The 22068-nt window shown below is 69.0% G+C and carries 26 protein-coding genes; 21 read left to right on the forward strand and 5 right to left on the reverse strand.

From position 1 onward, the window contains the following. Nucleotides 1–33: 33 nt before the first annotated feature. Complete coding sequence (gene fdhD, locus ABZ260_RS08925) at nt 34–921, reverse strand: formate dehydrogenase accessory sulfurtransferase FdhD (RefSeq protein WP_355614658.1); 888 nt, start codon at nt 919–921, stop codon at nt 34–36. Between the two features lie 153 nt (nt 922–1074). Here fdhD and ABZ260_RS08930 point away from each other — a divergent pair, with 153 nt between their 5' ends. The 9 genes from ABZ260_RS08930 (at nt 1075) to ABZ260_RS08970 (ending at nt 8352) form a co-directional block, all read left to right on the forward strand. After that, nucleotides 1075–1899: a biotin--[acetyl-CoA-carboxylase] ligase gene (locus ABZ260_RS08930; RefSeq protein WP_355552899.1), complete on the forward strand. Its 825-nt coding sequence runs from the start codon at nt 1075–1077 to the stop codon at nt 1897–1899. A gap of 33 nt (nt 1900–1932) precedes the next feature. Beyond that, the gene (locus ABZ260_RS08935) at nt 1933–2451 is read left to right on the forward strand and encodes a PH domain-containing protein (protein WP_350911860.1); all 519 of its coding nucleotides are present in this window, start codon (nt 1933–1935) and stop codon (nt 2449–2451) included. Nucleotides 2452–2454: 3 nt separating this feature from the next. After that, nucleotides 2455–3495 carry an adenylate/guanylate cyclase domain-containing protein gene (locus ABZ260_RS08940; RefSeq protein ID WP_355614662.1) on the forward strand — a complete coding sequence of 347 codons (1041 nt, stop codon included), beginning with the start codon at nt 2455–2457 and terminating at the stop codon, nt 3493–3495. A gap of 83 nt (nt 3496–3578) precedes the next feature. Next, a complete protein-coding gene (locus tag ABZ260_RS08945) occupies nt 3579–4664 on the forward strand; it encodes an S-(hydroxymethyl)mycothiol dehydrogenase (protein ID WP_350911864.1) in 1086 nt (361 codons plus the stop codon). Further along, the gene (locus tag ABZ260_RS08950) at nt 4661–5278 is read left to right on the forward strand and encodes an MBL fold metallo-hydrolase (protein ID WP_355552890.1); all 618 of its coding nucleotides are present in this window, start codon (nt 4661–4663) and stop codon (nt 5276–5278) included. Before ABZ260_RS08945 ends, ABZ260_RS08950 begins: the two co-directional genes overlap by 4 nt. Before the next feature lie 195 nt (nt 5279–5473). Continuing rightward, on the forward strand, nt 5474–5653 hold the full coding sequence (locus ABZ260_RS08955) for a (2Fe-2S)-binding protein (RefSeq protein WP_084195179.1): 180 nt from the start codon (nt 5474–5476) through the stop codon (nt 5651–5653). 15 nt (nt 5654–5668) lie between these two features. Continuing rightward, nucleotides 5669–6151, forward strand: a complete 483-nt coding sequence (gene bfr / locus ABZ260_RS08960) for a bacterioferritin (protein WP_355614667.1) — start codon at nt 5669–5671, stop codon at nt 6149–6151. A gap of 251 nt (nt 6152–6402) precedes the next feature. Beyond that, nucleotides 6403–7071, forward strand: a complete 669-nt coding sequence (locus ABZ260_RS08965; protein ID WP_012888073.1) for a response regulator transcription factor — start codon at nt 6403–6405, stop codon at nt 7069–7071. A 3-nt stretch (nt 7072–7074) separates the two neighbouring features. Then, nucleotides 7075–8352: an ATP-binding protein gene (locus tag ABZ260_RS08970; protein WP_355614670.1), complete on the forward strand. Its 1278-nt coding sequence runs from the start codon at nt 7075–7077 to the stop codon at nt 8350–8352. Between the two features lie 7 nt (nt 8353–8359). On the opposite strand, the gene ABZ260_RS08975 is transcribed toward ABZ260_RS08970, so the two are convergent. Next, nucleotides 8360–8893, reverse strand: a complete 534-nt coding sequence (locus ABZ260_RS08975; protein ID WP_355614673.1) for a GtrA family protein — start codon at nt 8891–8893, stop codon at nt 8360–8362. Between the two features lie 286 nt (nt 8894–9179). Here ABZ260_RS08975 and ABZ260_RS08980 point away from each other — a divergent pair, with 286 nt between their 5' ends. The 4 genes from ABZ260_RS08980 (at nt 9180) to ABZ260_RS08995 (ending at nt 12375) form a co-directional block, all read left to right on the forward strand. Next, nucleotides 9180–10124: a hypothetical protein gene (locus ABZ260_RS08980; protein WP_355614676.1), complete on the forward strand. Its 945-nt coding sequence runs from the start codon at nt 9180–9182 to the stop codon at nt 10122–10124. A 192-nt stretch (nt 10125–10316) separates the two neighbouring features. After that, complete coding sequence (locus tag ABZ260_RS08985; protein WP_355552876.1) at nt 10317–11474, forward strand: 5-(carboxyamino)imidazole ribonucleotide synthase; 1158 nt, start codon at nt 10317–10319, stop codon at nt 11472–11474. A 175-nt stretch (nt 11475–11649) separates the two neighbouring features. Next, complete coding sequence (gene purE, locus ABZ260_RS08990) at nt 11650–12153, forward strand: 5-(carboxyamino)imidazole ribonucleotide mutase (protein ID WP_350911880.1); 504 nt, start codon at nt 11650–11652, stop codon at nt 12151–12153. Between the two features lie 96 nt (nt 12154–12249). Then, nucleotides 12250–12375 (forward strand): hypothetical protein, encoded by a 126-nt coding sequence (locus tag ABZ260_RS08995; protein WP_355614679.1) that lies wholly within the window; start codon nt 12250–12252, stop codon nt 12373–12375. Between the two features lie 211 nt (nt 12376–12586). Here the strand turns inward: ABZ260_RS08995 and ABZ260_RS09000 are convergent, their stop codons facing one another. The 3 genes from ABZ260_RS09000 to ABZ260_RS09010 form a co-directional block, all read right to left on the reverse strand. After that, on the reverse strand, nt 12587–12889 hold the full coding sequence (locus tag ABZ260_RS09000) for a hypothetical protein (protein WP_355614682.1): 303 nt from the start codon (nt 12887–12889) through the stop codon (nt 12587–12589). After that, nucleotides 12886–13437: a sigma-70 family RNA polymerase sigma factor gene (locus ABZ260_RS09005; protein ID WP_355614685.1), complete on the reverse strand. Its 552-nt coding sequence runs from the start codon at nt 13435–13437 to the stop codon at nt 12886–12888. The genes ABZ260_RS09000 and ABZ260_RS09005 overlap by 4 nt, the downstream gene beginning before the upstream one ends. Before the next feature lie 62 nt (nt 13438–13499). Beyond that, nucleotides 13500–15032 carry a sodium:solute symporter gene (locus tag ABZ260_RS09010; protein WP_355614688.1) on the reverse strand — a complete coding sequence of 511 codons (1533 nt, stop codon included), beginning with the start codon at nt 15030–15032 and terminating at the stop codon, nt 13500–13502. A 163-nt stretch (nt 15033–15195) separates the two neighbouring features. Between ABZ260_RS09010 and ABZ260_RS09015 the strand changes: the two genes are divergently transcribed. The 8 genes from ABZ260_RS09015 to ABZ260_RS09050 all read left to right on the forward strand — a co-directional run bounded on the left by ABZ260_RS09015 (nt 15196) and on the right by ABZ260_RS09050 (nt 21900). After that, nucleotides 15196–15450: a DUF3311 domain-containing protein gene (locus ABZ260_RS09015; RefSeq protein WP_350911890.1), complete on the forward strand. Its 255-nt coding sequence runs from the start codon at nt 15196–15198 to the stop codon at nt 15448–15450. Between the two features lie 93 nt (nt 15451–15543). Then, on the forward strand, nt 15544–17721 hold the full coding sequence (locus ABZ260_RS09020) for a carbon starvation CstA family protein (RefSeq protein WP_355614692.1): 2178 nt from the start codon (nt 15544–15546) through the stop codon (nt 17719–17721). Continuing rightward, a complete protein-coding gene (locus tag ABZ260_RS09025) occupies nt 17718–17903 on the forward strand; it encodes a CstA-like transporter-associated (seleno)protein (RefSeq protein ID WP_355614695.1) in 186 nt (61 codons plus the stop codon). The genes ABZ260_RS09020 and ABZ260_RS09025 overlap by 4 nt, the downstream gene beginning before the upstream one ends. 128 nt (nt 17904–18031) lie before the next feature. Then, the gene (locus tag ABZ260_RS09030) at nt 18032–18322 is read left to right on the forward strand and encodes a DUF3311 domain-containing protein (RefSeq protein ID WP_355614698.1); all 291 of its coding nucleotides are present in this window, start codon (nt 18032–18034) and stop codon (nt 18320–18322) included. Then, entirely contained in the window at nt 18319–19968 is a 1650-nt protein-coding gene (mctP, locus tag ABZ260_RS09035; protein ID WP_355614701.1) for a monocarboxylate uptake permease MctP, read from the forward strand. The genes ABZ260_RS09030 and mctP overlap by 4 nt, the downstream gene beginning before the upstream one ends. Before the next feature lie 245 nt (nt 19969–20213). After that, complete coding sequence (locus ABZ260_RS09040) at nt 20214–20450, forward strand: DUF397 domain-containing protein (protein ID WP_350911900.1); 237 nt, start codon at nt 20214–20216, stop codon at nt 20448–20450. 815 nt (nt 20451–21265) lie between these two features. Next, the gene (locus ABZ260_RS09045) at nt 21266–21481 is read left to right on the forward strand and encodes a type II toxin-antitoxin system VapB family antitoxin (protein ID WP_350951672.1); all 216 of its coding nucleotides are present in this window, start codon (nt 21266–21268) and stop codon (nt 21479–21481) included. After that, nucleotides 21478–21900, forward strand: a complete 423-nt coding sequence (locus ABZ260_RS09050; protein ID WP_355614705.1) for a PIN domain nuclease — start codon at nt 21478–21480, stop codon at nt 21898–21900. The genes ABZ260_RS09045 and ABZ260_RS09050 overlap by 4 nt, the downstream gene beginning before the upstream one ends. The last annotated feature ends 168 nt before the right edge of the window (nt 21901–22068 follow it).

Below are 22068 nucleotides of genomic sequence, written 5' to 3' on the forward strand. Positions count from 1 at the left end.
CCGCGGGCCCCGCACCGGGCCGGCGGGCGGCGCTCACCGGCCGACGCGGTGCGCCCCCGCGTAGAGGTTGAAGCGCTCCTCGCGCAGGAAGCCGACCAGCGTCATGCCGAACTCCCTGGCCAGGTCGACGGCCAGGGAGGAGGGCGCGGAGACCGCGCAGACGACGGGCAGGCCCGCGGTGAGGGCCTTCTGCATGATCTCGTAGCTGGTCCGCCCGCTGACCATGAGCACGTGCCCGCCCAGCGGCAGCCTCCCGGTCATCATGGCCCAGCCGACCAGCTTGTCCACCGCGTTGTGCCGCCCCACGTCCTCGCGGACCGCGAGCGGCTCGCCTTCCGCGGTGAACAGCCCGGCCGCGTGCAGCCCCCCGGTCTTGCCGAAGACCCCCTGGGCCTGTCTCAGCCGGCCAGGAAGGCTGTACAGGACCTCGGGGGAGACGCGCAGCGGGTCATCGGCGGCGGGCAGCGGTGAGCAGCGGCCACGCAGGGCGTCGAGGCTGGCGGTGCCGCAGACGCCGCACGCGCTCGATGTCATGAAATGCCGGTCGAGCGACGGCAGATCAGGCAGGGCGTCGCCGCGCAGCCGCACGGTCACCGTGTTGTAGCGGGCCTCGGGCGGCACGTCGTCGTCCGCGCAGTAGGCGATGGACGCCACGTCGGCGGGTGCCGCGACGCCCTCGCCGTACAGGAACCCGGCGGCCAGTTCGAAGTCGTGCCCCGGGGTGCGCATGGTGATCGCGACGGTGCGGCGCTCCTCGCCCGCCTGGATCCGGATCTCCAGCGGCTCCTCGGTGGCCAGGTCGTCCCGGCGCTCGTGGAGCGTCCCCGAGCGCATCTGCCCGACCCGTGCCCGCGTGGTGGGCCCCGGCCTCCGCACGGCCTCCACCTCGATGCCGTCCCGCGGGTCAAGGTCTCTGCTCATGCGGTCATTTTCTCTTTTCGCTGCCGTCCGAACGGTTTCATCCCCGTTCGGAAAGCCGGGCTTCGCCTGCGCACCCAGACTTCGTTAATAGTATTCCCTGGTCATTGCCCTAATTCGGTAACAGGGGGTCGTTAGGGGAGGCAAGATGGCTAAGTGCTCGACTCGCCCTTCACTGATCTCGACCGTCCGCCGCTCTCCCAGGCGGCGCTCACCCGCGCGCTGGTCCGTCCCGGCGGCCTCTGGTCCGACATCGCCGTCGTCGCCAGGACCGGATCGACCAACGCCGACCTCGCGCAGGCCGTCCGCGACGGTGCGCGGCAGGGAGCCGTCGTCGTCGCGGAGGCCCAGTTCGCCGGGCGCGGCAGGCTCGGCAGGGCCTGGAGTGTTCCGCCGCGTTCCGGCCTGACCTTCTCGGTGCTCCTGCGCCCCGACCCGCCCCCGGACAGGCAGAGCTGGCTGTCCCTGCTCGTCGCCCTCGCGGTCGCGTCGGCCGTGCGGAAGGTCGCCGAGGTCGACGTCCGGCTCAAGTGGCCCAACGACCTGCTGATCGGCGGGCGCAAGGTCGCCGGGGTGCTCGCCGAGCGGATCGACAACGCGGTGATCGTGGGCGTCGGGCTCAACGTGAGCGTGCGCGCCGAGGAACTGCCGGTGGAGACCGCCACCTCGCTGGCCATCGAGAAGGCCGCCTGCGTCGACCGCGACCCGATCCTGCGGGCGGCGCTGCGGGAGATCGAGCTCCACTACCGGGAGTGGTCGGAGGCGGACGGCGACGCCGAGGCGTGCGGCCTGCGGGCCGCCTATCTCGCGATCAGCGCCACGGTCGGCCAGGAGGTCCGGGTGGAGCTGCCGGGCGAGCGGGTGCTCACCGGCACGGCCACCGGTATCGACGGCGCCGGCCACCTGCTCGTCAGCTCCAAGGGGCAGGAACACGCGCTCAGCGCGGGAGACGTCGTGCATGTTCGTCCGCACAGCTCATGACGTGGGGCATGCAGGCGTGCCACGATTTGCCCCATGGGTCTACCCGATCACCACATGACGGAGGGGGAGCGGCGAATCCGGTCGTTCCACCCGCACTGGAAGCGCCTCATCGGCCCGTTCCTCGCGTTGATTCTGATCATCGCGGGGTCCGGTGCCGCCGTTTTCTTCATGCCCGCCTTCGAATACGACTCCTACGCGCGCATCGCGGTGGCCGTGGTCGCCGTCGGTCTGCTGACCGTGTGGTCGTTCGTGCCGTACCTGAGGTGGAAGAACACCTCGTACGTGCTCACCTCGCACCGGTTCACCATCAGTACGGGGGTGCTGAACAAATCCATAGACGACATCCCGATGGCGAAGGTCAACACGGTCAGCGCCGACCAGACCCTGATGGAGAGGGTCCTCGGCTGCGGCACGCTCGTCGTCGAGTCGGCGGGCGACCACGGCCGGATCACGCTGCGGGACATCCCGCGGATCCAGGATGTGCGGGCCGAGGTGTTCCGCGCGCTCGACGACGCGATCGACGGGGAGCCATCGGAACACGGCGGGCGGTGACCGGTGGGGCGTAACCCCCCGGGCCGGGGGGAAGGCGCGGGCGGAGAGGAGGAGATCTTCGCGGGACGTCCCACGGCCGAGCAGATCGAGCACCTGTTCGTCGGCACCTCTCCCGGCTACACCCGGATCCAGGTGGCGAGCCTCGCCGAGCTCCCGCAGGAGCTCACCGAGCGGATCTGGCGCGCGCTGGGGTTCGCCACGCTCCCCGACGACGAGGTGGCCTTCACCGACGCGGACGTGACGGTGCTCAAGCGGGTCCGGATGATGATGGAGAGCGGCCTGCTGGACGACCGGACCGTCATCCGGATGGCCAGGGCGCTCGGCCAGACGACGGCCAGGCTCGCGCAGTGGCAGGCCGAGATCATGATCGGTGCCATGCTCGACCCCGGCCGGCGTCCCACCGACGAGGACCTGGCGGGGGTCATGGAGACCGCGCGCCGGCTGCTCCCCGACTTCGAGCAGGTCCTGATCCACGTCTGGCGAGCCCAGCTCGCCGCCGCGGGGACCCGCCTGCTGGCGATCGCCGACATCACCGACGAGATCGTGCCGACCCGGCTCACCCTCGCGGTGGGCTTCGCCGACCTGGTCGCCTTCACCCGGGTCGCCCGCGAGCTGGACGAGCGGGGCCTGGCCGAGCTGGTCGAGGGCTTCGAGGCACGGGCCTCCGACGTGGTCGCCGAGCACGGGGGGCGGCTGGTCAAGACACTCGGCGACGAGGTGCTCTTCACGGCGGCCGACCCGCGGACCGCGGCCATGATCGCTCTGGACCTGGTCGGCGTCATCCAGCGGTACGGGCTCGACGCGCGGATCGGGCTGGCGTACGGCCCGGTGCTGCCGATCATGGGCGATGTCTTCGGGACCACGGTCAACCTGGCCGCCAGGCTCACGGCCATCGCCCGCCCCGGCACCATCGTCGTCGACAGCGAGCTGGCCGAGGCGCTGGAGGGCGCGCCGGGCGTCGAGGTCGGCCGTATCCGGCGGCGGCCTGCCCGGGGTCTGGGGGTGGTGCAGCCGTACGTGCTGCGCCGGGCTGGTAATGATTGAGGCGGGGGCTTCTCCAAGGCCGTCCAACCGGTAAGCGAGTCCCGTGGGGCTCGGTGAGTTTCGCAACAGATGAGGTGCAGGACATGCCGTACACCGTCCAAGGCGTGGTCGCGCGTGGAAAGGGCGAGCCCGTCTCGCTGGAGACCGTTATCGTGCCCGATCCGGGGCCGGGCGAGGCCGTGGTGACGGTGCAGGCCTGTGGTGTCTGTCACACGGACCTGCACTATCGCGAGGGCGGCATCAACGACGAATTCCCGTTCCTGCTCGGTCACGAGGCCGCCGGCGTGGTCGAGGCCGTCGGTGCGGGCGTCACGGAGGTGGCGCCCGGTGACTTCGTGATCCTGAACTGGCGGGCCGTCTGCGGCAACTGCCGGGCGTGCCTGCGCGGCCGTCCCTGGTACTGCTTCAACACGCACAACGCCACCCAGAAGATGACCCTGGAGGACGGCACGCCGCTCAGCCCCGCCCTGGGCATCGGCGCCTTCATCGAGAAGACCCTGGTCGCGGCCGGGCAGTGCACCAAGGTCGACGCGTCCGCGCCGGCGCAGGTGGCCGGGCTGCTCGGCTGCGGCGTGATGGCGGGCCTGGGCGCCGCGATCAACACCGGCGGGGTGACCCGCGGCGACAGCGTGGCGGTCATCGGGTGCGGCGGCGTCGGTGACGCGGCCATCCTCGGCGCCAGGCTGGCGGGCGCCTCGAAGATCATCGCGGTGGACGTGGACGACCGCAAGCTGGAGTGGGCCAAGGAGTTCGGCGCCACCCACACGGTCAACTCCCGCACCTCGGACATGGTCGAGTCGGTCAGGGAGCTCACCGGCGGCAACGGCGCGGACGTGGTCATCGAGGCGGTCGGCCGCCCGGAGACCTACAAGCAGGCGTTCTACGCCCGTGACCTGGCCGGGACCGTGGTCCTGGTCGGGGTGCCGACCCCGGAGATGACGCTGGAGCTGCCGCTGCTCGACGTCTTCGGCCGCGGCGGCGCGCTGAAGTCCTCCTGGTACGGCGACTGCCTGCCCAGCCGCGACTTCCCCATGCTCATCGACCTCTACCTGCAGGGGCGGCTCGACCTCGACCGCTTCGTCTCCGAGACGATCGGCCTCGGCGACGTCGAGGACGCCTTCGCGAAGATGCACCGCGGCGAGGTGCTGCGCTCGGTGGTGGTCCTGTGATCGACAAGGTGGTCACCTCCGGCACCTTCTCGCTGGACGGCGGGACGTGGGAGGTCGACAACAACGTCTGGATCGTCGGTTCGGCCGACGAGGTGGTCGTCATCGACGCCGCGCACGACGCCGCCGCGATCGCCGAGCGGGTCGGTGACCGCGAGGTGAAGGCCATCGTCTGCACCCACGCGCACAACGACCACATCGACGCGGCGGCCGACCTCGCCACGCGGGTGGGCGCGCCGATCCTGCTCCACCCGGCCGACCAGGTGCTGTGGGAGATGGTCTACGCCGACCTGCCGTACACCCCGCTGAAGGACGGTCAGGTGATCTCGGCCGGAGGTGTGGATCTGACCGTGCTGCACACGCCGGGTCACGCTCCGGGCGCGGTCTGCCTGTACGGGGCGGAGATCGGCGCGCTCTTCAGCGGCGACACCCTGTTCCACGGTGGTCCCGGCGCGACCGGGAGGTCCTTCTCCTCCTTCGACACGATCATCGAGTCGATCAAGGGGAGGCTGCTGACCCTGCCGCCGGAGACGACCGTGTACACCGGCCACGGCGACTCCACCTCGATCGGCGAGGAGGCCGGTCACCTGGAGGAATGGCTGGCCAGGGGACACTGACCGGCAAGTCCGCCGCGACGCGCCCCGGCCCGCGCCGGGGCGCGTTCGCGTGTCCGGCGCCGTGCGGGATGGAGGCTTTGTGGCGATGACGGGTAGGTTAAGGGTGTGTGTCGTAGCTCACGTAGGCAAGGCTAACCAAATGAGTTACTTTAGGTGTGCCTAACCTATGGTACGCTCCTGAGAGGTCGCACCCCCGTGTATGTATGCGTCTGCCGCGCGGTCACCGAAAACGAGGTGCACGACTGCATCTCGGCAGGGGCGAAGAGCGCGCGCCAGATTCGCGACGCTACGGGTGCCGGTGGCGACTGCGCTTCTTGCGTGCGCAAGATCTGTGCGATCCTGAAGCGGTCTGAGGATCTGATTCCGACCGCATAGCACGAGGAGCCCGCCATGCAGGGCGACAAGAAAATCATCGAGCTGCTCAACGAGCAGTTGACCGCGGAGCTGACCGCGATCAACCAGTACTTCCTGCACGCCAAGATGCAGGAGAACTGGGGATACACCAAGCTTGCGAAATACACTCGCGAAGAGTCCATGGACGAGATGCGGCATGCGGAGAAGCTCACCGACCGCATCCTCTTCCTTGAAGGACTGCCCAACTACCAGAAGCTGGGCATCCTGCATATCGGCCAGACCGTCGCGGAGCAGCTCCGCGCAGACCTGGACGTCGAGCTTGAGGTGGTCGGCCGGCTGAGGCCCGCCATCGTCCTGATGCGTGAGAAGGGCGATGTCACCTCGGCCCGCATCTTCGAGGAGATCCTTGAGGACGAGGAGCACCACATCGACTATCTGGAGACCGAACTGGGTCTGCTGGAGAGTCTCGGGGAGCAGCTCTACCTCGCCCGCTACGCCGAGCCGCCGTCACCGTCTTGAGGTGAATTAAGTAGAACACGCCCACCGGATCCCCTCTGGTAGGGCGTGTTCTGCTTTGCCGGTCAATCCTTTGGTGCGCCTGTGCTTTCGAGGAACTTCCAAGGTGGGAGACCTACTCCGAAACCCTCGGCCGTTGCGGGATGACTATCCGGGATTTATCAGTGTTTGCCCAGGTCAATGGATAGGTCAACGACGAGTCAAACCGCGCGCTGTACCCGGGAAACGATCCTCTAAGGTCCTACGATCGCAACATGACCTGTGTACTACTCGCCGAGGATGACACCTCGATTTCCGAGCCACTGGCGCGAGCTCTGCGCCGCGAGGGTTATCAAGTAGAGGTGAGCCCTGACGGCCCGCAGGCTCTGGAGCGGGCTCTGTCGGGTGGCATCGACCTGATCGTTCTCGACCTGGGGCTGCCCGAGATGGACGGCCTGGAGGTGGCCAGGCGCATCCGCGCCGAAGGCCATGGAACTCCGGTGTTGATCCTCACCGCCCGCGTCGACGAGGTCGACACCGTGGTGGGCCTCGACGCCGGGGCCGACGACTACGTCACCAAGCCGTTCCGCCTCGCCGAGCTGCTGGCGCGCGTCCGCGCCCTGCTGCGGCGCGGCACGTCCGAGACGCCCGTGGTCCAAGGCGTGCGCATCGACGCCGACTCCCGTCGGGCGTGGATGGGCGACAAGGAGCTGCATCTGACCACCAAGGAGTTCGACCTGCTGAGGGTCCTGGTCCGCGACGCCGGAAAGGTGGTCACCCGCGAGCAGATCATGCGCGAGGTGTGGGACACCAACTGGTGGGGCTCGACCAAGACCCTGGACATGCACATCTCGTGGCTACGCCGGAAACTCGGTGACGACGCCGCCAAGCCCCGGTACATCACAACCGTTCGAGGGGTCGGCTTCAGGTTCGAGCGCGAGTAGGAAATGCGCCGACGCCTGCTCTCCTCAACCCTCCTCGTCGCGGTCATCGGGGTGCTGCTGCTTGGCATTCCCCTCGCCGTGGCGGTCAACAGGCTCATCGAGGAGGAGGCGATCCAGCAGCTCACCTCCCATGCCAAGAGCCTGCTGGGGGAGGTCGAGTACGCCCGGATCCAGGATCAGCCCATCGACGAGCAGCAGCTGGAGCGTAAGTATTCCCAGCTCTACATCCAGATCTATGCAAAAGGCACGCCTCCCCAGGTGATAACGGTGGGCACCGAGCCCCCCGAGAGCCAGAAGATGACCGCGGACGCACAGTCGGAGAACGGCGTGTACGTCGCGGTCAGCCGGGACAAGACGGGGGTGGAGCGTGAGGTCCGCGCATGGCTCTTCCTCATCCTGGGGCTCGCCGCGGCTGCTCTCGCGGTCGCGGTCGGGCTTGCCATCGTGCAGTCGCGCCGCCTGACGTTACCGCTCAGCGACCTTGCGATGATCGCTGAGCGGCTCGGCTCCGGTGACGCGAGGCCGAGCAAGCACCGCTACGGCATCCAGGAACTCGACCGGGTGGCCGAGGTGCTCGACCGTAGCGCGACCCGCATCTCCGACCTCCTGGCCAGGGAGCGGGAGTTCGCGACCGACGCCTCCCACCAGCTCCGCACCCCGCTCACCGGCCTGACCATGAGGCTTGAGGAGATCGTCGCCGCCGCGGACGAACCGGGGATCGTCAAGGAGGAGGGCGAGGCCGCCATCGTGCAGGCCGAGCGGCTCACCGCGGTGATCGACGAGTTGCTGGCCACCGCCAGACGACAGCGTCAGGCGCAGGCCGAGAGCGTCAGACTCGACACGCTGCTCGACCAGCAGTTCATCGAGTGGGGCCCGGCGTTCCGCAGGGTCGGGCGGCAGCTGAGGCTGGCCGGTACGCGTGAGCTCCAGGCGCTGGGCACCGGCGGCGGCATCAGCCAGGTGATCTCCACCCTGCTGGAGAACTCGCTGGAGCACGGCGGCGGCACGGTGACCGTGACCACCAGTGCCAAGGACAGGTCCATCGTGATCGAGGTGGCGGACCAGGGCAAGGGCATACCAGAGGACCTTGTCCCGAGGATCTTCGAGCGGAACGTGAGCGGGGCCGGCGGTACGGGTCTCGGCCTACCCCTCGCGAGGGCGCTGGCCGCCGCCGACGGGGGGCGCCTGGAGCTGATACGGCCGCGTCCCGCGGCGTTCGCGTTCTTCCTGCGCCCGGTGGGCGACACGAGCAGGAACCGGATCGTCCGGGGGCCCGCCTGAGCGTGCTCTAGCGAGGCAGGGTCGGCGGCGAGTTCTCCTCCGAGCTCTTGTTCAGCAGGTACACGTGGCCGTTGACCTGGCTCTTCGCCGCCGCCGGCGGACTCGCGTCGGCACCGGGCAGGAAGACCCACTTCTTGTACGACCAGAACCTGAACAGGGTCCCCAGGGCGGTGCCGGTGAGCATGGCGATGTTGTAGCTCAGGGCGTCTTCCAGGCCCAGGGTGTAGGTCACGAAACCGATCACCAGCAGCGAGATCAGCAGGCCGATGGCGTTGAGTATGAAGAACAGGGTGTACTCGCGGGCCAGGCCGCTCTGCTCCCGGTGCCTGAAGGTCCAGTAGCGGTTGCCGAGGTAGGCGAAGGTGGCCGCGATGATCGTGGCGATGACCTTGGAGGTGAGCGGCCCCCAGCCGATGCCGAACCGGAGCAGGTTGGTGCCGCCCGTGTCGATCACGAAGGCGACCGCACCGATCGTGCCGAACTTGGCCAGTTCCCGCGCCAGTTCGGCGAGCCGCCGGTAGGCGTGTCGGAGAAACTCCACGTTTCCTGCACGGTCCTTTCGGGGGTCGGCCGCTGATCCGCCACGTTGGAGGACCTCGAACATCGTCGAGCCAGGTTACCGGTGCTCGGCCACGGTCCGCGCGACATCGCTCCGCCGGTGCACATAGCCGTCATCAAGTGCTATTTCAATAAATATCGCATAACGCCGGTTAAATCGGCTCGCCCGACGTTACGCTAATCCGGTAGATCACGGAATGCCGTTGGAGAACCGTGATCGGTCCTGACGGACTGCCGTACGCGACGGCCACTACCCCGGGGATCAACCCTTGCGCCGCCGACTCCTCGCTCTGATCCTCGGTCTGTCGATGATGACCGGTTGTGGCGCGCGGAGAGACGCGCAAGGCGCCGTCCCCGAGGCCGGACCGTCGCGCGAGACGTCCGCCGGGGTGGAGCTCGCGGAGGCGATCCAGGCCTTCACGCTGCTGAGAAAGCTTGACGACGCCTGGCGCGACCGGGACTGCGCGGCCGTCGGCAGGCTCACCACCTGGGCGGAGAATGCGCTGGGCGGTCGTGCCTGTGAGGCGACCCGGAACGGCCGCCCAGCCCCCGCCAGGAAGTCCTACACCGAGGCGGAGTTCTACCTGCCCGGCACGGCCGACAGCGACCGCTGGTTCGTCGCCCTGGCCCGCGAGCCCGACCCGGCCTACTTCCTGTTCGTCCATGAGGGGGGCGAGTGGCGGCTGGGCGCGGGCCCCATCCCGATACGGGGCGAGGTCCGCGAGCCGACCGAGGGGGCGGTGCCCACCGACGACCCCGCCATGGGGGTCAGGGCCCGTCTCGTCCCGCAGCGCTATCTGACCTACCTGACCGACCCCGCGGGGGTGAGCGGGGTGACCTTCCCCAAGGACGACCCCGTACGCGACCTCTTCGACGAGCTGGTCAGGCGCCCGCAGAAGGTGCGGCCCGACCGGCTCACCGCGGACGTCCGCCTGCTCGTCGGCCCGCAGCGCGCGCTGCGACTGCCCGACGGCGGCGCGCTGGTCATCCACGCCCTGGAGCTCGAATACCGGCAGCGGGCCCGTTCCGGCCGATCCTCCCTGGCCCGCCCGATCTACGGCAAGGCCGACCTGCGCGGCTTCACCGGCCGCGCCAGGACGGCCGAGCTGACCGGGACCGAGATCGCGCTCGTCGCCACCGAGATCGCCGACACGGGTGCCAAACTCACCACGGCCGGCCTCCGCCGCGGCCTCGCCACCCTCACGACGGGCTGAGAGCCCCGGAACGGGCTCGGGGGCGGGGGCCCCACGACGCTCGCGGCCTCCCTCGTACGACCCTGCTGGGGGCCTCCTGGCGGGCGAGCCGCCTGCACGGCGGCCTGCCCCCTCGCCGGGAGCGGCTGTCAGGATCGGCCGGGCGCCTCCCACCAGCCGCCCCTGTACCGCGTGCCGGTAAACTTAACCCCCGTGAGCAGCCCTTCCTTGGCCAGTCCCATCGGACCCGTCGTCGGCGTGATCGGAGCGGGCCAGCTGGCCCGGATGACCCAGCAGGCGGCCATCGCCCTCGGCGTCGAGCTTCGGGTCCTGGCCAACTCGTCAGACGAGAGCGCCGCCCGCGTGATCGCCGACGTACGCCTGGGCGACTACCGGTCCCTGGCGGACCTGCGCGACTTCGTCAAGGGGTGCGACGCGGTCACCTTCGACCACGAGCACGTGCCCACCGAGCACATCCGTGCCCTGGTCGAGGACGGCTTCGCCGTGCACCCCGGCGCCGACGCGCTCGTACACGCCCAGGACAAGGCGGTGATGCGCGAGCGGCTGACCGGGATCGGCGCCCCGTGCCCGCCGTGGCGACGGGTCGAGACGGCCGCCGACATCGAGGAGTTCGCCGCGGAGAACGGCTGGCCGGTGGTGCTCAAGGCGATCAGGGGCGGTTACGACGGGCGTGGCGTCTGGATCTGCCGCTCCGCGGATGACGCGGCCGAGCCCCTGGCCTCCGGGGTGCCGCTGATGGCCGAGGGGTTCGTGCCGTTCGAGCGGGAGCTCGCCGTGCTGGTCGCCAGGTCGCCGCACGGCCAGGGCGTCAGCTACCCGGTGGTGGAGACCGTCCAGCGTGACGGCATCTGCGTCGAGGTCCTCGCCCCCGCACCCGGCCTCGATCCCGAGCAGGCCGCGGTGGCCCAGCGGATCGCCCTGAACATCGCCAAGGAACTGGGCGTGACCGGGCTGCTGGCCGTGGAGATGTTCGCCACCTCCTCGGGCCTGGTGGTCAACGAGCTGGCCATGCGCCCGCACAACAGCGGCCACTGGACGATCGAGGGGGCCCGCACCTCCCAGTACGAGCAGCACCTGCGCGCGGTCCTCGACCTTCCGCTCGGCTCACCCGCGCCGGCCGCCCCCGTCGTGGTGATGGCCAACCTCCTGGGCGGCGACGACTCCGACATCTTCTCCCGGTACGAGCACGTGATGGCGCACGACCCGGGGATCAAGATTCACTTCTACGGCAAGGAAGTGCGGCCGGGGCGCAAGATCGGCCATGTCACCGCGCTCGGCACCGACCTGGAAGAGGTACGCGCGCGCGCCCGGCACGCCGCCGTCTACCTCACCGAGGGAAGATACACCTGAGCCCAGCGGGTCTCATCGGGGGGAAACGCGTCCGAGCCCGCAGGCCGGTCGCCCACCCGTCGGGGGCACCGCCGCATCGTCACGGCCCCGACAGCACGGAGCGCCACCGCACCCGCGGGGGCCACGCAACCACAGCGAACGCGCGCGGCCCCGGGCCGTGAGGCAAGGAGAGAGCATGACCACCGTCGGCATCGTCATGGGCAGCGACTCCGACTGGCCGGTGATGAGGCTCGCCGCCGAGGCGCTGGCCGAGTTCGGGGTGGAGTTCGAGGCCGACGTGGTCTCCGCGCACCGGATGCCCGAGGAGATGATCGCCTATGGCGCGCAGGCGGCCGGGCGCGGGCTGAAGGTGATCATCGCGGGTGCCGGGGGAGCCGCCCACCTGCCGGGCATGCTCGCCTCGGTGACCCCGCTGCCGGTGATCGGTGTCCCGGTCCCGCTGAAATACCTCGACGGCATGGACTCCCTGCTCTCGATAGTCCAGATGCCCGCCGGGGTCCCGGTCGCGACGGTCGCCGTCGGCGGCGCCCGCAACGCGGGCCTGCTGGCCGTCCGGATCCTCGCCGCCGCCGACGAGGGACTGCGGGCGAAGATGGAGGCGTTCCAGCTCGCTCTCAAGGAACAGGCTCACGCCAAGGGCGCCAGGCTCCGCGCCGAGGCCGCCCAGCTCGGTGCCTGATATCGCCATCTTTGACCGATGGCTTGGTGACATCACGGATATACGAGGACTCATCGGGAAGGGGGAGGCCGACAGAGACTTTGGAGGTTGAGAATCATGAGGAACGCGATCCGCGCCCTCCTCGGGATCACGACGGCCGTACTGGCGGTGTTCGGCAGCTTCGGCGCCGGTGAGGGCCATCGGCCCGCCGACTCCGGCGTCAGCTCCGTATCCGCGCATTAGTGTTCCGTCCCGCAACGAAGATCGCGAGCGTCCGGCCGGGAGTCTGAGATCGTCGGGGCGACCTTCCCCGCCCTTGGTGTCATGGGCCGACGGGAATCCGTGTTTCCGACGGGGAACGCCACGCCGGACGCGGCGGAGGGCGCCCTGGTTGGACATCAGGCGCCGCCTGCCCGGATCCGGGCCAGGTGGGACTGCGCGGACCTGGCTTCGATCACGGTAGCGGGAGGTCTGGCAGGCCGTCGGCGGGCGGTGCGTGCGATCGGGCCGAGACGGGCTCCCTGGGGGCGATGTGCGACCGGTCCTGGTACTGGTTCAGCGCCCACAGCCCCACGATGTCGGCGATCGTGAGGACGAGCACCACGAGGATGACCAGGATGAGCCGGCGTCTGCGCTCGCGCCGTCGCCATTCGCCCTGGACCCGGCGGTAGGCGTCCGGGGCCGGCTGGACGCCGTTGGCGAGTTTGTCGAGAACCTCGCGTAGCTGGTCCTCGGTGCTGGCGGGGCCGGTCGTCATCGTCGCTCCTGCATGATCTTGGTGAGAGTGGCCATGCCGCGGCTGGTGTGCGCCTTGACCGCACCACAGGAGATGCTCATGGCCTCGGCTATGTCGCTTTCGCGTAGACCGAGCCAGTAGCGCAGGACAAGGGCCTCTCGCTGCCGGGCCGAGAGCCGCTGCAGGGCCTCGGTGAGCGCCTTCTGGTCGTCGTGGAGCAGGGCGACGCTTTCAGCCGACCGTTCCAGGCCCGTGGTCCAATCCGTGTGCTTGCGGATGACCTGCAGGTGGCGAAGTCTCATGCGGGTCAGGTTGCAGACCACCGAGCGCAGGTACGGCAGGGCGGCCTCGGCCGAGCGCAGCCGGTTCCAGCGGCGGTGCAGCTGACAGAACGCCTCGGCGACGATGTCCTCCGCGTCGTCGGCGCCGAGCAGCACGGCCAGCCGGAGCAGGCCGGTGTAGTGCGTCTCGAACAGCTGGGTCAGCGCGGCCTCACGTCCGGTGTCCGGCGGGCCGGGGGCGGGCGGTCCCCCGGCGGACGGCCCGTCCGTCCGTGCCGGGGGTGGCATGTCGACCGATACGGAGCCGGATTCGACGAACGTCGGTAATGGTGCGGGTGGCCGGATTCCGGTCATATGATCGTCTCCGCTTCGGGGGGTATGGGGACCGGAGAGCTCGGTTTCGGAACGTGCGATCTGCCCACTCGGTTGAAGAGCGGGGTCAGCGTCACGACGACGGCGAGATTCAGTGTCATGGCGACCACCGCGGCGTATGCCTGCACCTCCTGGCCGCCCACGCCCAGGGGCACCAACGAGGAGAATCCGCTGTGCACCACCAGGAGGGTGCCCGCGGCCATGCCGCTCATCCACCCGGCCAGTAACGCCCGGGGGTGCAGGCGGCGGGTGAACACCCCGAGGGCTACGGCGGGGAAGGTCTGCAGGATCCAGACGCCGCCCAGCAGCTGAAGATTGATGGCGTCCTGGTTGCGCAGTCCGAACACGAAGACGACCGCCCCGACCTTGGTGCTGAGCGAGACCATCTGGGCGATCCGTGTCTGGTGCTTGGGCGTGGCCGTCGGATGGAAGTACTCGACGTAGATGTTGCGGACGAACGAGGTCGCCACCGCGATCGACATGACCGCCGCCGGCACGAGCGCGCCCACGGCGAGAGCGCCGAAGACCAGACCGGTGAGGGCGGCGGGCATCAGATCCTTGACGAGCAGGGGGACGGCGGTCTCCGCGCCGGTGGACGGGGGCTGGATGCCCGCCGCGAGCGCCGCGACGCCGAGCATGGCGAACAGCCCGAGCACCGCCGTCCACAGGGGCAGCGCGACCACCGCGCGGCGCAGCGTGTCCGGGCCGGACGCGGCGAAGGCGGCCGTCAGCACGTGGGGGTACATCAGCAGGGCGAGGGCCGAGCCGAGAGCCAGGGTGGCGTAGACGGGGAACTGGCTCGGATCGAGCGTCAACGATGCCTGGGTCGTCTCCCCGCCGGACAGCGCGCGCTCCGCGCTGTCGAACATCGGCCCGGGTCCGCCGAACCGGTCGAGGACGAGGAAGGAGACGGCCAGGATCGAGCAGAAGACGGCCGCGCCCTTCATCAGCGAGATGATCGCCGGCGCGCGCAGCCCGTGCCGGTAGGTCGACACGGCGAGGACCGCGAACACGGCGACCAGCGCGAGGTCGCCGAGCACCCCCCTCGGATACAGCCCGACGGCGGACAGGATCGAACGGATGCCCACCAGTTGCAGCGCGATGTAGGGCATGGTCGCCAGCACGCCGGTCGCCGCGACGACCAGTGCGAGGGCGGGGGAGCCGTAGCGTCCCCGGACGAAGTCGGCGGGGGTGATGTACCCGTGCCGGCGCGCCGCCGACCAGAGCCGGGGCAGCAGCACGAACGCCAGCGGGCACATGATCACGGTGTACTGCAGGGCGAAGAACCCGAGCGCGCCCGTGCCGTACACCAGGCCCGGTACGGCGGCGAACGTGTAGGCCGTGTATATCGTCCCGCCGAGCAGGAACCACGTCGTCGGGGTGCCGAACTGGCGGTTCGCCAGCGCCCAGTCCTCCAGGGTGGGCAGCTCGGGAGACGGCCGGAACCAGCGCGCGGCGACCGCGAGCAGAGAGGTGCTGCCGAGCACGGCGAGGAACGTCGCCGTACTCATCGGATCGATCATCAGCCACCGTCCACTACGCCCTGGCAGTACCCCTAGGTTGCGTAATCCGCACGGTTGGTTGACACGAAACATCCCCGAAATCTGTGTAAACCAGACCGGACCCGCCGGCAACCCTTGCAACAAGAACGCGGGAACATTCCGGAGGACGACGATGGTGAAGCCGACGCGGCGGGCGCGACGTTTCGCGGCCGGTATCTGTCTGGCCCTGCCCATCGTGGCGCTCCTGTGGGTGCCCTGGTATTCCTACGACGCGCCACATCTGGCCGGAATGAAATTCTTCTTCTGGTACCAGCTCATCTGGGTGCCGGGGAGCGTGGTGTTCATGGCCATCGCCTACGTCCTGAGACGTAGCGCGGAACGCCCGCCTCGCGATCGTCATCTCACCCACGACCGGCGTCGCCGGTAACACCGACCACATCACCCTGCTCGGATCTCCGGGCGACTTTTCCCTCGTAGTACCGCGCTGTTCTGCCATGCCCTGAGTTCAGGAGAATCAGCCATGCCCGAAAACGGCATCACGAAATCGAGATCAACCCCCAAGCAGATCCTCATATGGACGGCGGTCGCCCTGGTGGGCGCGGCCGCCTGGGGGGCCATCGCCCTGTCCCAAGGAGAGGAGATCTCGGCGATCTGGCTGGTGGCCGCCGCCCTCGGCTCGTACGCGATCGCCTACCGGTTCTACTCCCGGTTCATCGCCCGCCGGGTGCTCGGCGTCGACGACCGTCGCGCGACTCCCGCCGAACGGCTGGACAACGGGGTCGACTACCATCCGACCGACCGGCGGGTGCTGTTCGGCCACCACTTCGCCGCCATCGCCGGTGCCGGGCCGCTGGTGGGCCCGATCCTCGCCGCGCAGATGGGATACCTGCCGGGGACCATATGGATCATCGTCGGGGTCATCATGGCCGGGGCGGTCCAGGACATGGTCACCCTGTTCTTCTCGATGCGCCGCGACGGCAAGAGCCTGGGCCAGATGGTGCGCGAGGAGATCGGCCCGGTGGGCGGGACCGCCGCGCTGGTCGCGGTGTTCGCCATCATGATCATTTTGCTCGCGGTGCTCTCCCTGGTGGTGGTGAACGCGCTCGCGCACTCGCCGTGGGGCACCTTCTCCATCGCGATGACCATCCCCATCGCCCTTTTCATGGGCTTCTACCAGCGCGTTCTGCGGCCGGGGCGGGTCATGGAGACCACGGTGATCGGGGTCGTGCTGCTGCTGCTGGCCATCGCGGGCGGCGGCTGGGTCCAGAACTCGGCCTGGGCCGACGCCTTCACGCTGAGCCCGCAGGCGCTGGTCATCTGCCTGGTGGTCTACGGCTTCCTGGCCTCCGTCCTGCCGGTGTGGATGCTGCTGACGCCGCGCGACTACCTGTCGACGTTCATGAAGATCGGCACGATCGGGCTGCTCGCGGTCGGCGTGGTCATCGCGGCGCCGCACCTGCAGAACGAGGCGATCACCAAGTTCGCGCTCAGCGGCACCGGGCCGGTCTTCGCCGGGTCGCTGTTCCCGTTCCTGTTCATCACCATCACCTGCGGCGCGATGTCGGGCTTCCACTCGCTCATCGCCTCCGGCACCACCCCGAAGATGATCCAGAAGGAGTCGCAGGTCCGCCTGGTCGGCTACGGTGCGATGCTCATGGAGTCGTTCGTCGCCATCATGGCGCTGATCGCCGCGTGCGCGCTCGAACCCGGCCTCTACTACGCGATGAACTCGCCCATCGCCCTGCTCGGCACCACCCCCGAGAGCGCGGCGGCCGCCGTCACGAAGCTGGGCTTCGTCATCACCCCGGACGACCTGCGCGCCGCCGCGGCGGCGGTCCAGGAGCAGACCGTGATCGCCCGCACCGGCGGTGCCCCCACCCTCGCCATCGGCATCTCTGAGATCCTGTCCGGGATCTTCGGCGGCGCCGCGTTAAAGGCGTTCTGGTACCACTTCGCGATCATGTTCGAGGCGCTGTTCATCCTGACCACCGTGGACGCCGGCACCCGCGTCGCCCGCTTCATGCTTCAGGACTCCCTCGGCAACCTGTGGAAGCCGATCGGGCGGGTGAGCTGGAAGCCCGGCCTGTGGGGCGCCAGCGCCGCGGTCGTGCTGGCCTGGGGCTACTTCCTGTACACCGGCGTCACCAACCCGCTGGGCGGCATCAACCAGCTCTACCCGCTGTTCGGCCTCTCCAACCAGCTCCTGATCGCCATCGCGCTGACCCTCGGCACCACGATCCTGATCAAGTCGGGCAAGCTCAGGTGGGCATGGGTCACCGGTATACCGCTGGTCTGGGACTTGGCGGTGACGATGACCGCCAGTTGGCAGAAGGTCTTCCACGATGACCCCAAGATCGGCTTCTTCGCCCAGCGGGAACGGTACGCCGACGCACTGGCCGCGGGGAAGGTGATCGCGCCCGCCAAGAACCTCGACGACATGCAGGCGGTCGTCGTCAACTCCACGGTCGACGGCGTGCTGGCGGCGATGTTCGCACTGCTGGTCATCATCGTCGTCGGCAACGCCGTGGTCGTGTGCTGGCGCGCCATACGGTCCCGTGACCCCCTGCCGATGGCAGAGGCGCCCTATGTCGAATCCAGCATCGTGGCACCCGCGGGGTTGTTCACCACCGCGGCGGAGCGGCGTGAGCTGGCCGAGGTGGGGGCGGGGAGCAACGGAGCGGACAGCGAGCGATCATGACCGCGGCCTCCCTGCTGCGCTTCGCCCGCTGGTACCTGCGCGAACTCACCGGTTCCGGTGAATACGACCGGTACCTCGCCCAGCACCGATCCCATCCGCACTCACCTCCGCTATCACGGCGGGAGTTCGAGCGGCGCCGATCCGACCTGCGGGACAAGAGTCCCTGCGTCCGGTGCTGCTGAGCCGGGATCCGTCACCCTATCTGCCGGCCCCTCCCGCCCGCTCGCCCACCATCCTCGGGTGAGTGGGCGGGAGGGGGCCGGCGTCCTGTTCTCATCTCGGGGGAGACGACGACACTTCAGGAGACGACGTGGCAGCTCCATCGTCACCGCCGGCCCGGCCGGTCAGGTCCAGGACCTCCGGCCCCTGGGCGAAGCTGAGCACCGTGGCGCTGTGGATGCCCTTCCCGGCGCTGCTCTGGGTCGGAGGTTACGCGGGTGCGGAGCCACGGCTGTTCGGCTTCCCGTTCTTCTACTGGTACCAGTTCCTGTGGATTTTCCTGTCCTCCGGCCTTACCTGGTGTGCCTACCTCCATACGACCCCCCGCCCGGTGCGTACCGGCGCACACCGGCCCGCCGATCGCGGAGAGGGACTCCGATGAACCAAGACGACATCGACTGGACCGCTCTCACGATCCTTGTGATCTTCTTTCTGATCGTCACGGTCATGGGGTTCGCCGCGGTCCAGGGCAGGAAGGGCCGCCACATCACGGGCACCGTGAACGCGCTGGACCAGTGGGGGCTGGCCGACCGGGGCTTCGGCACCCTCTCCTCGTGGCTGCTCCTGGGCGGCAACATCTACACGGCCTACACGTTCATCGCGATACCGGCGGCGATGTTCGCCTCGGGCGCGGTGAGCGGCTTCTTCGCCGTCCCCTACACCATCATCGTGTATCCGTTGATCTTCACTGTCATGCCGCGCCTGTGGTCGGTGGCCCATCGGCACGGCTATGTCACTCCCGCCGACTTCGTGCGCGGCCGCTACCGGAGCAGGGGGCTCGCGCTGGCGGTGGCCCTGACCGGACTGCTGGCCACCCTGCCCTACATCGCGCTGCAGCTGGTGGGGATCCAGGCCGTGTTCGAGGTGCTCGGCCTGGGGAGCAGCAACCCCCTCGTCAACGACCTGCCCCTCGCCGTCGCCTTCACCGTGCTGGCCGCCTTCACCTACGTCAGCGGGCTCCGGGCACCCGCGCTCATCGCGATCCTGAAGGCCTTTCTGCTGTGCCTCGTCGTGACGGTCGCGTTCGTCGTCCTGCTCCCACGGCTGGGCGGCTTCGAGACGATCTTCGCCTCGGCCCAGGAGAGGATGGCGGCGCCCGATCCGAAGACGGGGCGACCCACCGGGGTCTTCATCCCGGGAGCGAGCGGTTTCTGGCCGTACGCCACGCTGGCCCTCGGGTCGGCGATGGCACTGGTGGTGTATCCGCACACGGTCACCACCGTGCTCGCGACCAGAAGCCGGGACGTCGTGCGCCGCAGCGCCGCACTTCTGCCGGCCTTCACGCTGGTTCTCGGCCTGTTCGCGCTGCTCGGCTTCTTCGCGATCGCGGCCGGTACGCGCCCTGTCGGCATGGACGGTCAGCCCAACCCCCAGCTCGCGATCCCGCGGCTCTTCGTGGACCTGTTCCCGAGCTGGTTCAGCGGCATCGCCCTGGCCACCATAGCCATCAGCGCGCTCGTACCCGCCGCGATCATGTCCATCGCCGCCGCCAACCTCTTCAGCCGTAACGTCTATCGCGAGTTCATCAGGCCGGACGCGAGTTCCCAGGACGAGCTGCGCGTCTCCAAGGCGGCCTCCCTTCTCGTCAAGTTCGGAGCGCTGGCCTTCGTGCTGTTCCTCGACAGGAAGTTCGCGCTGGACTTCCAGCTCCTCGGCGGAATCTGGATCCTGCAGACCTTCCCGGCGATCGTGGTCGGGCTCTACACCCGCTGGTTCCACCCCGGAGCGCTGCTCGTCGGCTGGGCGTTCGGCATGGTGTACGGCACCGTCACCGCGTACGGCATCGTCAACCCCGGAACCGGCAGGCACTTCGGCGGATCGCTCGCGGAGATCCCGATCATCGGCGACGGCCGTCTCGGCTACGTCGCCCTGACCGCCTGCGTGCTGAACGCGGCCGTGAGCGTGGCCGCCACCCTCGCGTTCCGCGCGGCGAAGCGGCCGGCGGGCCGCGACCAGACCTCGGCCGACGACTACCACGCGGACATCGACGACCCGCGCGTCGAACCCATCCGGGAGCTCATCCGGTGAGAAGGACTCCCGACCACCGGCGGCCCGTTCGAAGGCCCGCCGGCCGCCCCGTTCCGTAGGAGATCTGGGAGCGGTGCCGATACCGGGGACCTGCCGGGGCGGTCCGGATACTGTGTATGTGGACCGCGCCGTCGAAGGGCATGTTCCCGAGACGTCGCCTGGATCTGCACCCGTTTCGAAGAGCTCCGCACGGAGGCCTCGCCCCCGCGAGCGAGCATCGACCTCAAGACGAAGGTGATGGACACATGGACGCGGACCTGAGCAACGCCGTCTGGCGCAAGGCGGCTCCGGGTGGCGACACCGGTGAAGACTGTGTCGAGGTGGCCGTGATCGACGACCTCGACGAGGGGCACAAGGCCGGAGCCGGTCCCCTCTACGTGCTGCGCGACTCCAAGAACCCGGACGGCCCGAAGCTGTTCTTCACCCGTTCGGAGTGGGACGCCTTCGTCGGCGGCGTGAAGCTCGGCGAGTTCGACAACTGACGGAGCCAAGCCCGAAGACCCCCGTCCGAGACGGGGGTCTTTTCGTTCGGCGGTCCAGGCGGCCGGTCTTTCCAGTCCGGGTGGCCGGGCCTGTAGCTCTTCCTCGCCGACTTCGCCCGTATGGAGGCCCATCCGGCCTTCCGGGTCTGTGCGGCCGGGTCCTGCCCGGCTCCCCGGCGCGATTCCTTTCCCTGGGCTTGAAGGGGGCGGAGCTCCCACGACCGGCGCCTCCCGGAATCCGGATTCCCTGCCCTGACCTGGGTGAACATCCGATCGGCCAGGAAAGCCGAGACTGAGGGGCCGGCCGCGCGGGTGAGATCGGCCGCGTGTTTTTGAAAATACAATATTCCCCAAAAGCATTCTTATACTAAATTAGGGGTGTTTTTGTGAGTTTATATGGATATTGCGAATATTGTGATTATTGGTGGATTCGAAGGATTGACATGAGGAGGACTTATGAACTTCAACATGATCTTTCCTGCAGAGGGGCGGGTCGAATGCTGTGGCTGGAGGCGCCGCCGCTTCCATCGCCGCCGCTGGCGCAGGCGTCGCTGGGACTGGTGGTGGTGAGCGACGAGGCTCCCGAACGGTCAACGCGCATTCGAACGGGTTCCCGGCACGTGCCGGGAACCCGTCGCCGTGTTCGAAGACGGTTCGCGCCGTCCTCCCACTCCGAAGATCCTCTGTCGTTCCGGCCTCGCACGGTGTTCGCCGGCTGACCGCACTCGTTCGCCTGTGGCATCGGAGACCCTCGGCGCCAATGCACACCTCCATGTATATTTGATTCAGATTGATGCATACGCGGGAGGTGCTTCATGAGCCGGACAATGATCGACCTGGATGACGATCTGCTGGCCGAGGTCGCCAAGGCGTTGGGGACCGGCACGAAGAAGGAGACGGTCAACACCGCGCTGCGTGAGGTGCTGGAGAACCGGCGCCGGGCATTGGCCTTGGCCCGGCTGCGTGGCGCGGCTTCCGAAGGCGCCTTCGACCTGGAGATCTTCGACGAGAAAGGGAACTACCGGCGGTGAGCGCCGCGCAGTTCCTCATGGACACCAGCGCGTTGGCCCGGCTCATGCGTGGTGAGGCCGAGACCTACGGCTGGGATCAGGCGGTCGCGGCAGGGTTGGTCGCCGTATGTCCGATCACCGAACTGGAGTTCTTCTACAGTGCACGATCTCTGGCGGATCGTGAGCGGGGGATCGAGGACATACGCCAGTTGTTCGGCTGGGTGCCCGTTGACGATCGCGCGTACGACCGGGCATGGCGGGTTCAGGGCCTGCTCACGGAGAGAGGGTGGCATCGCAGCGCGGGCCCCGTGGATCTCGTGCTGGCGGCGACCGCAGAGCTGCGAGGGCTCACGTTGCTACACCGTGATCACGACTTCGAGCGCATAGCCGCGGTCACCGGTCAGGCACTCCAGTGGTACGGCCCGGAAGCGGGGAAGTAGTCGCCCGGACGGTGACCGGTGCCAGGGTGTGGGGAGTGCGTCCCGCATGGTGCTCCGGCCGGCCGCAGGGATGTCGCCACGGCCCGCTCCCGCGCATCGCGCACCGACCCGGTCGCCGACACCGCGGGCGTCGTCGAGCAGGTCTGGCGCCTGGGCCAGGAGGCGGGC

Origin of the sequence: Streptosporangium sp. NPDC006013 (genome assembly GCF_040614275.1) — a bacterium.
In the GTDB taxonomy this organism is placed as follows: domain Bacteria; phylum Actinomycetota; class Actinomycetes; order Streptosporangiales; family Streptosporangiaceae; genus Streptosporangium.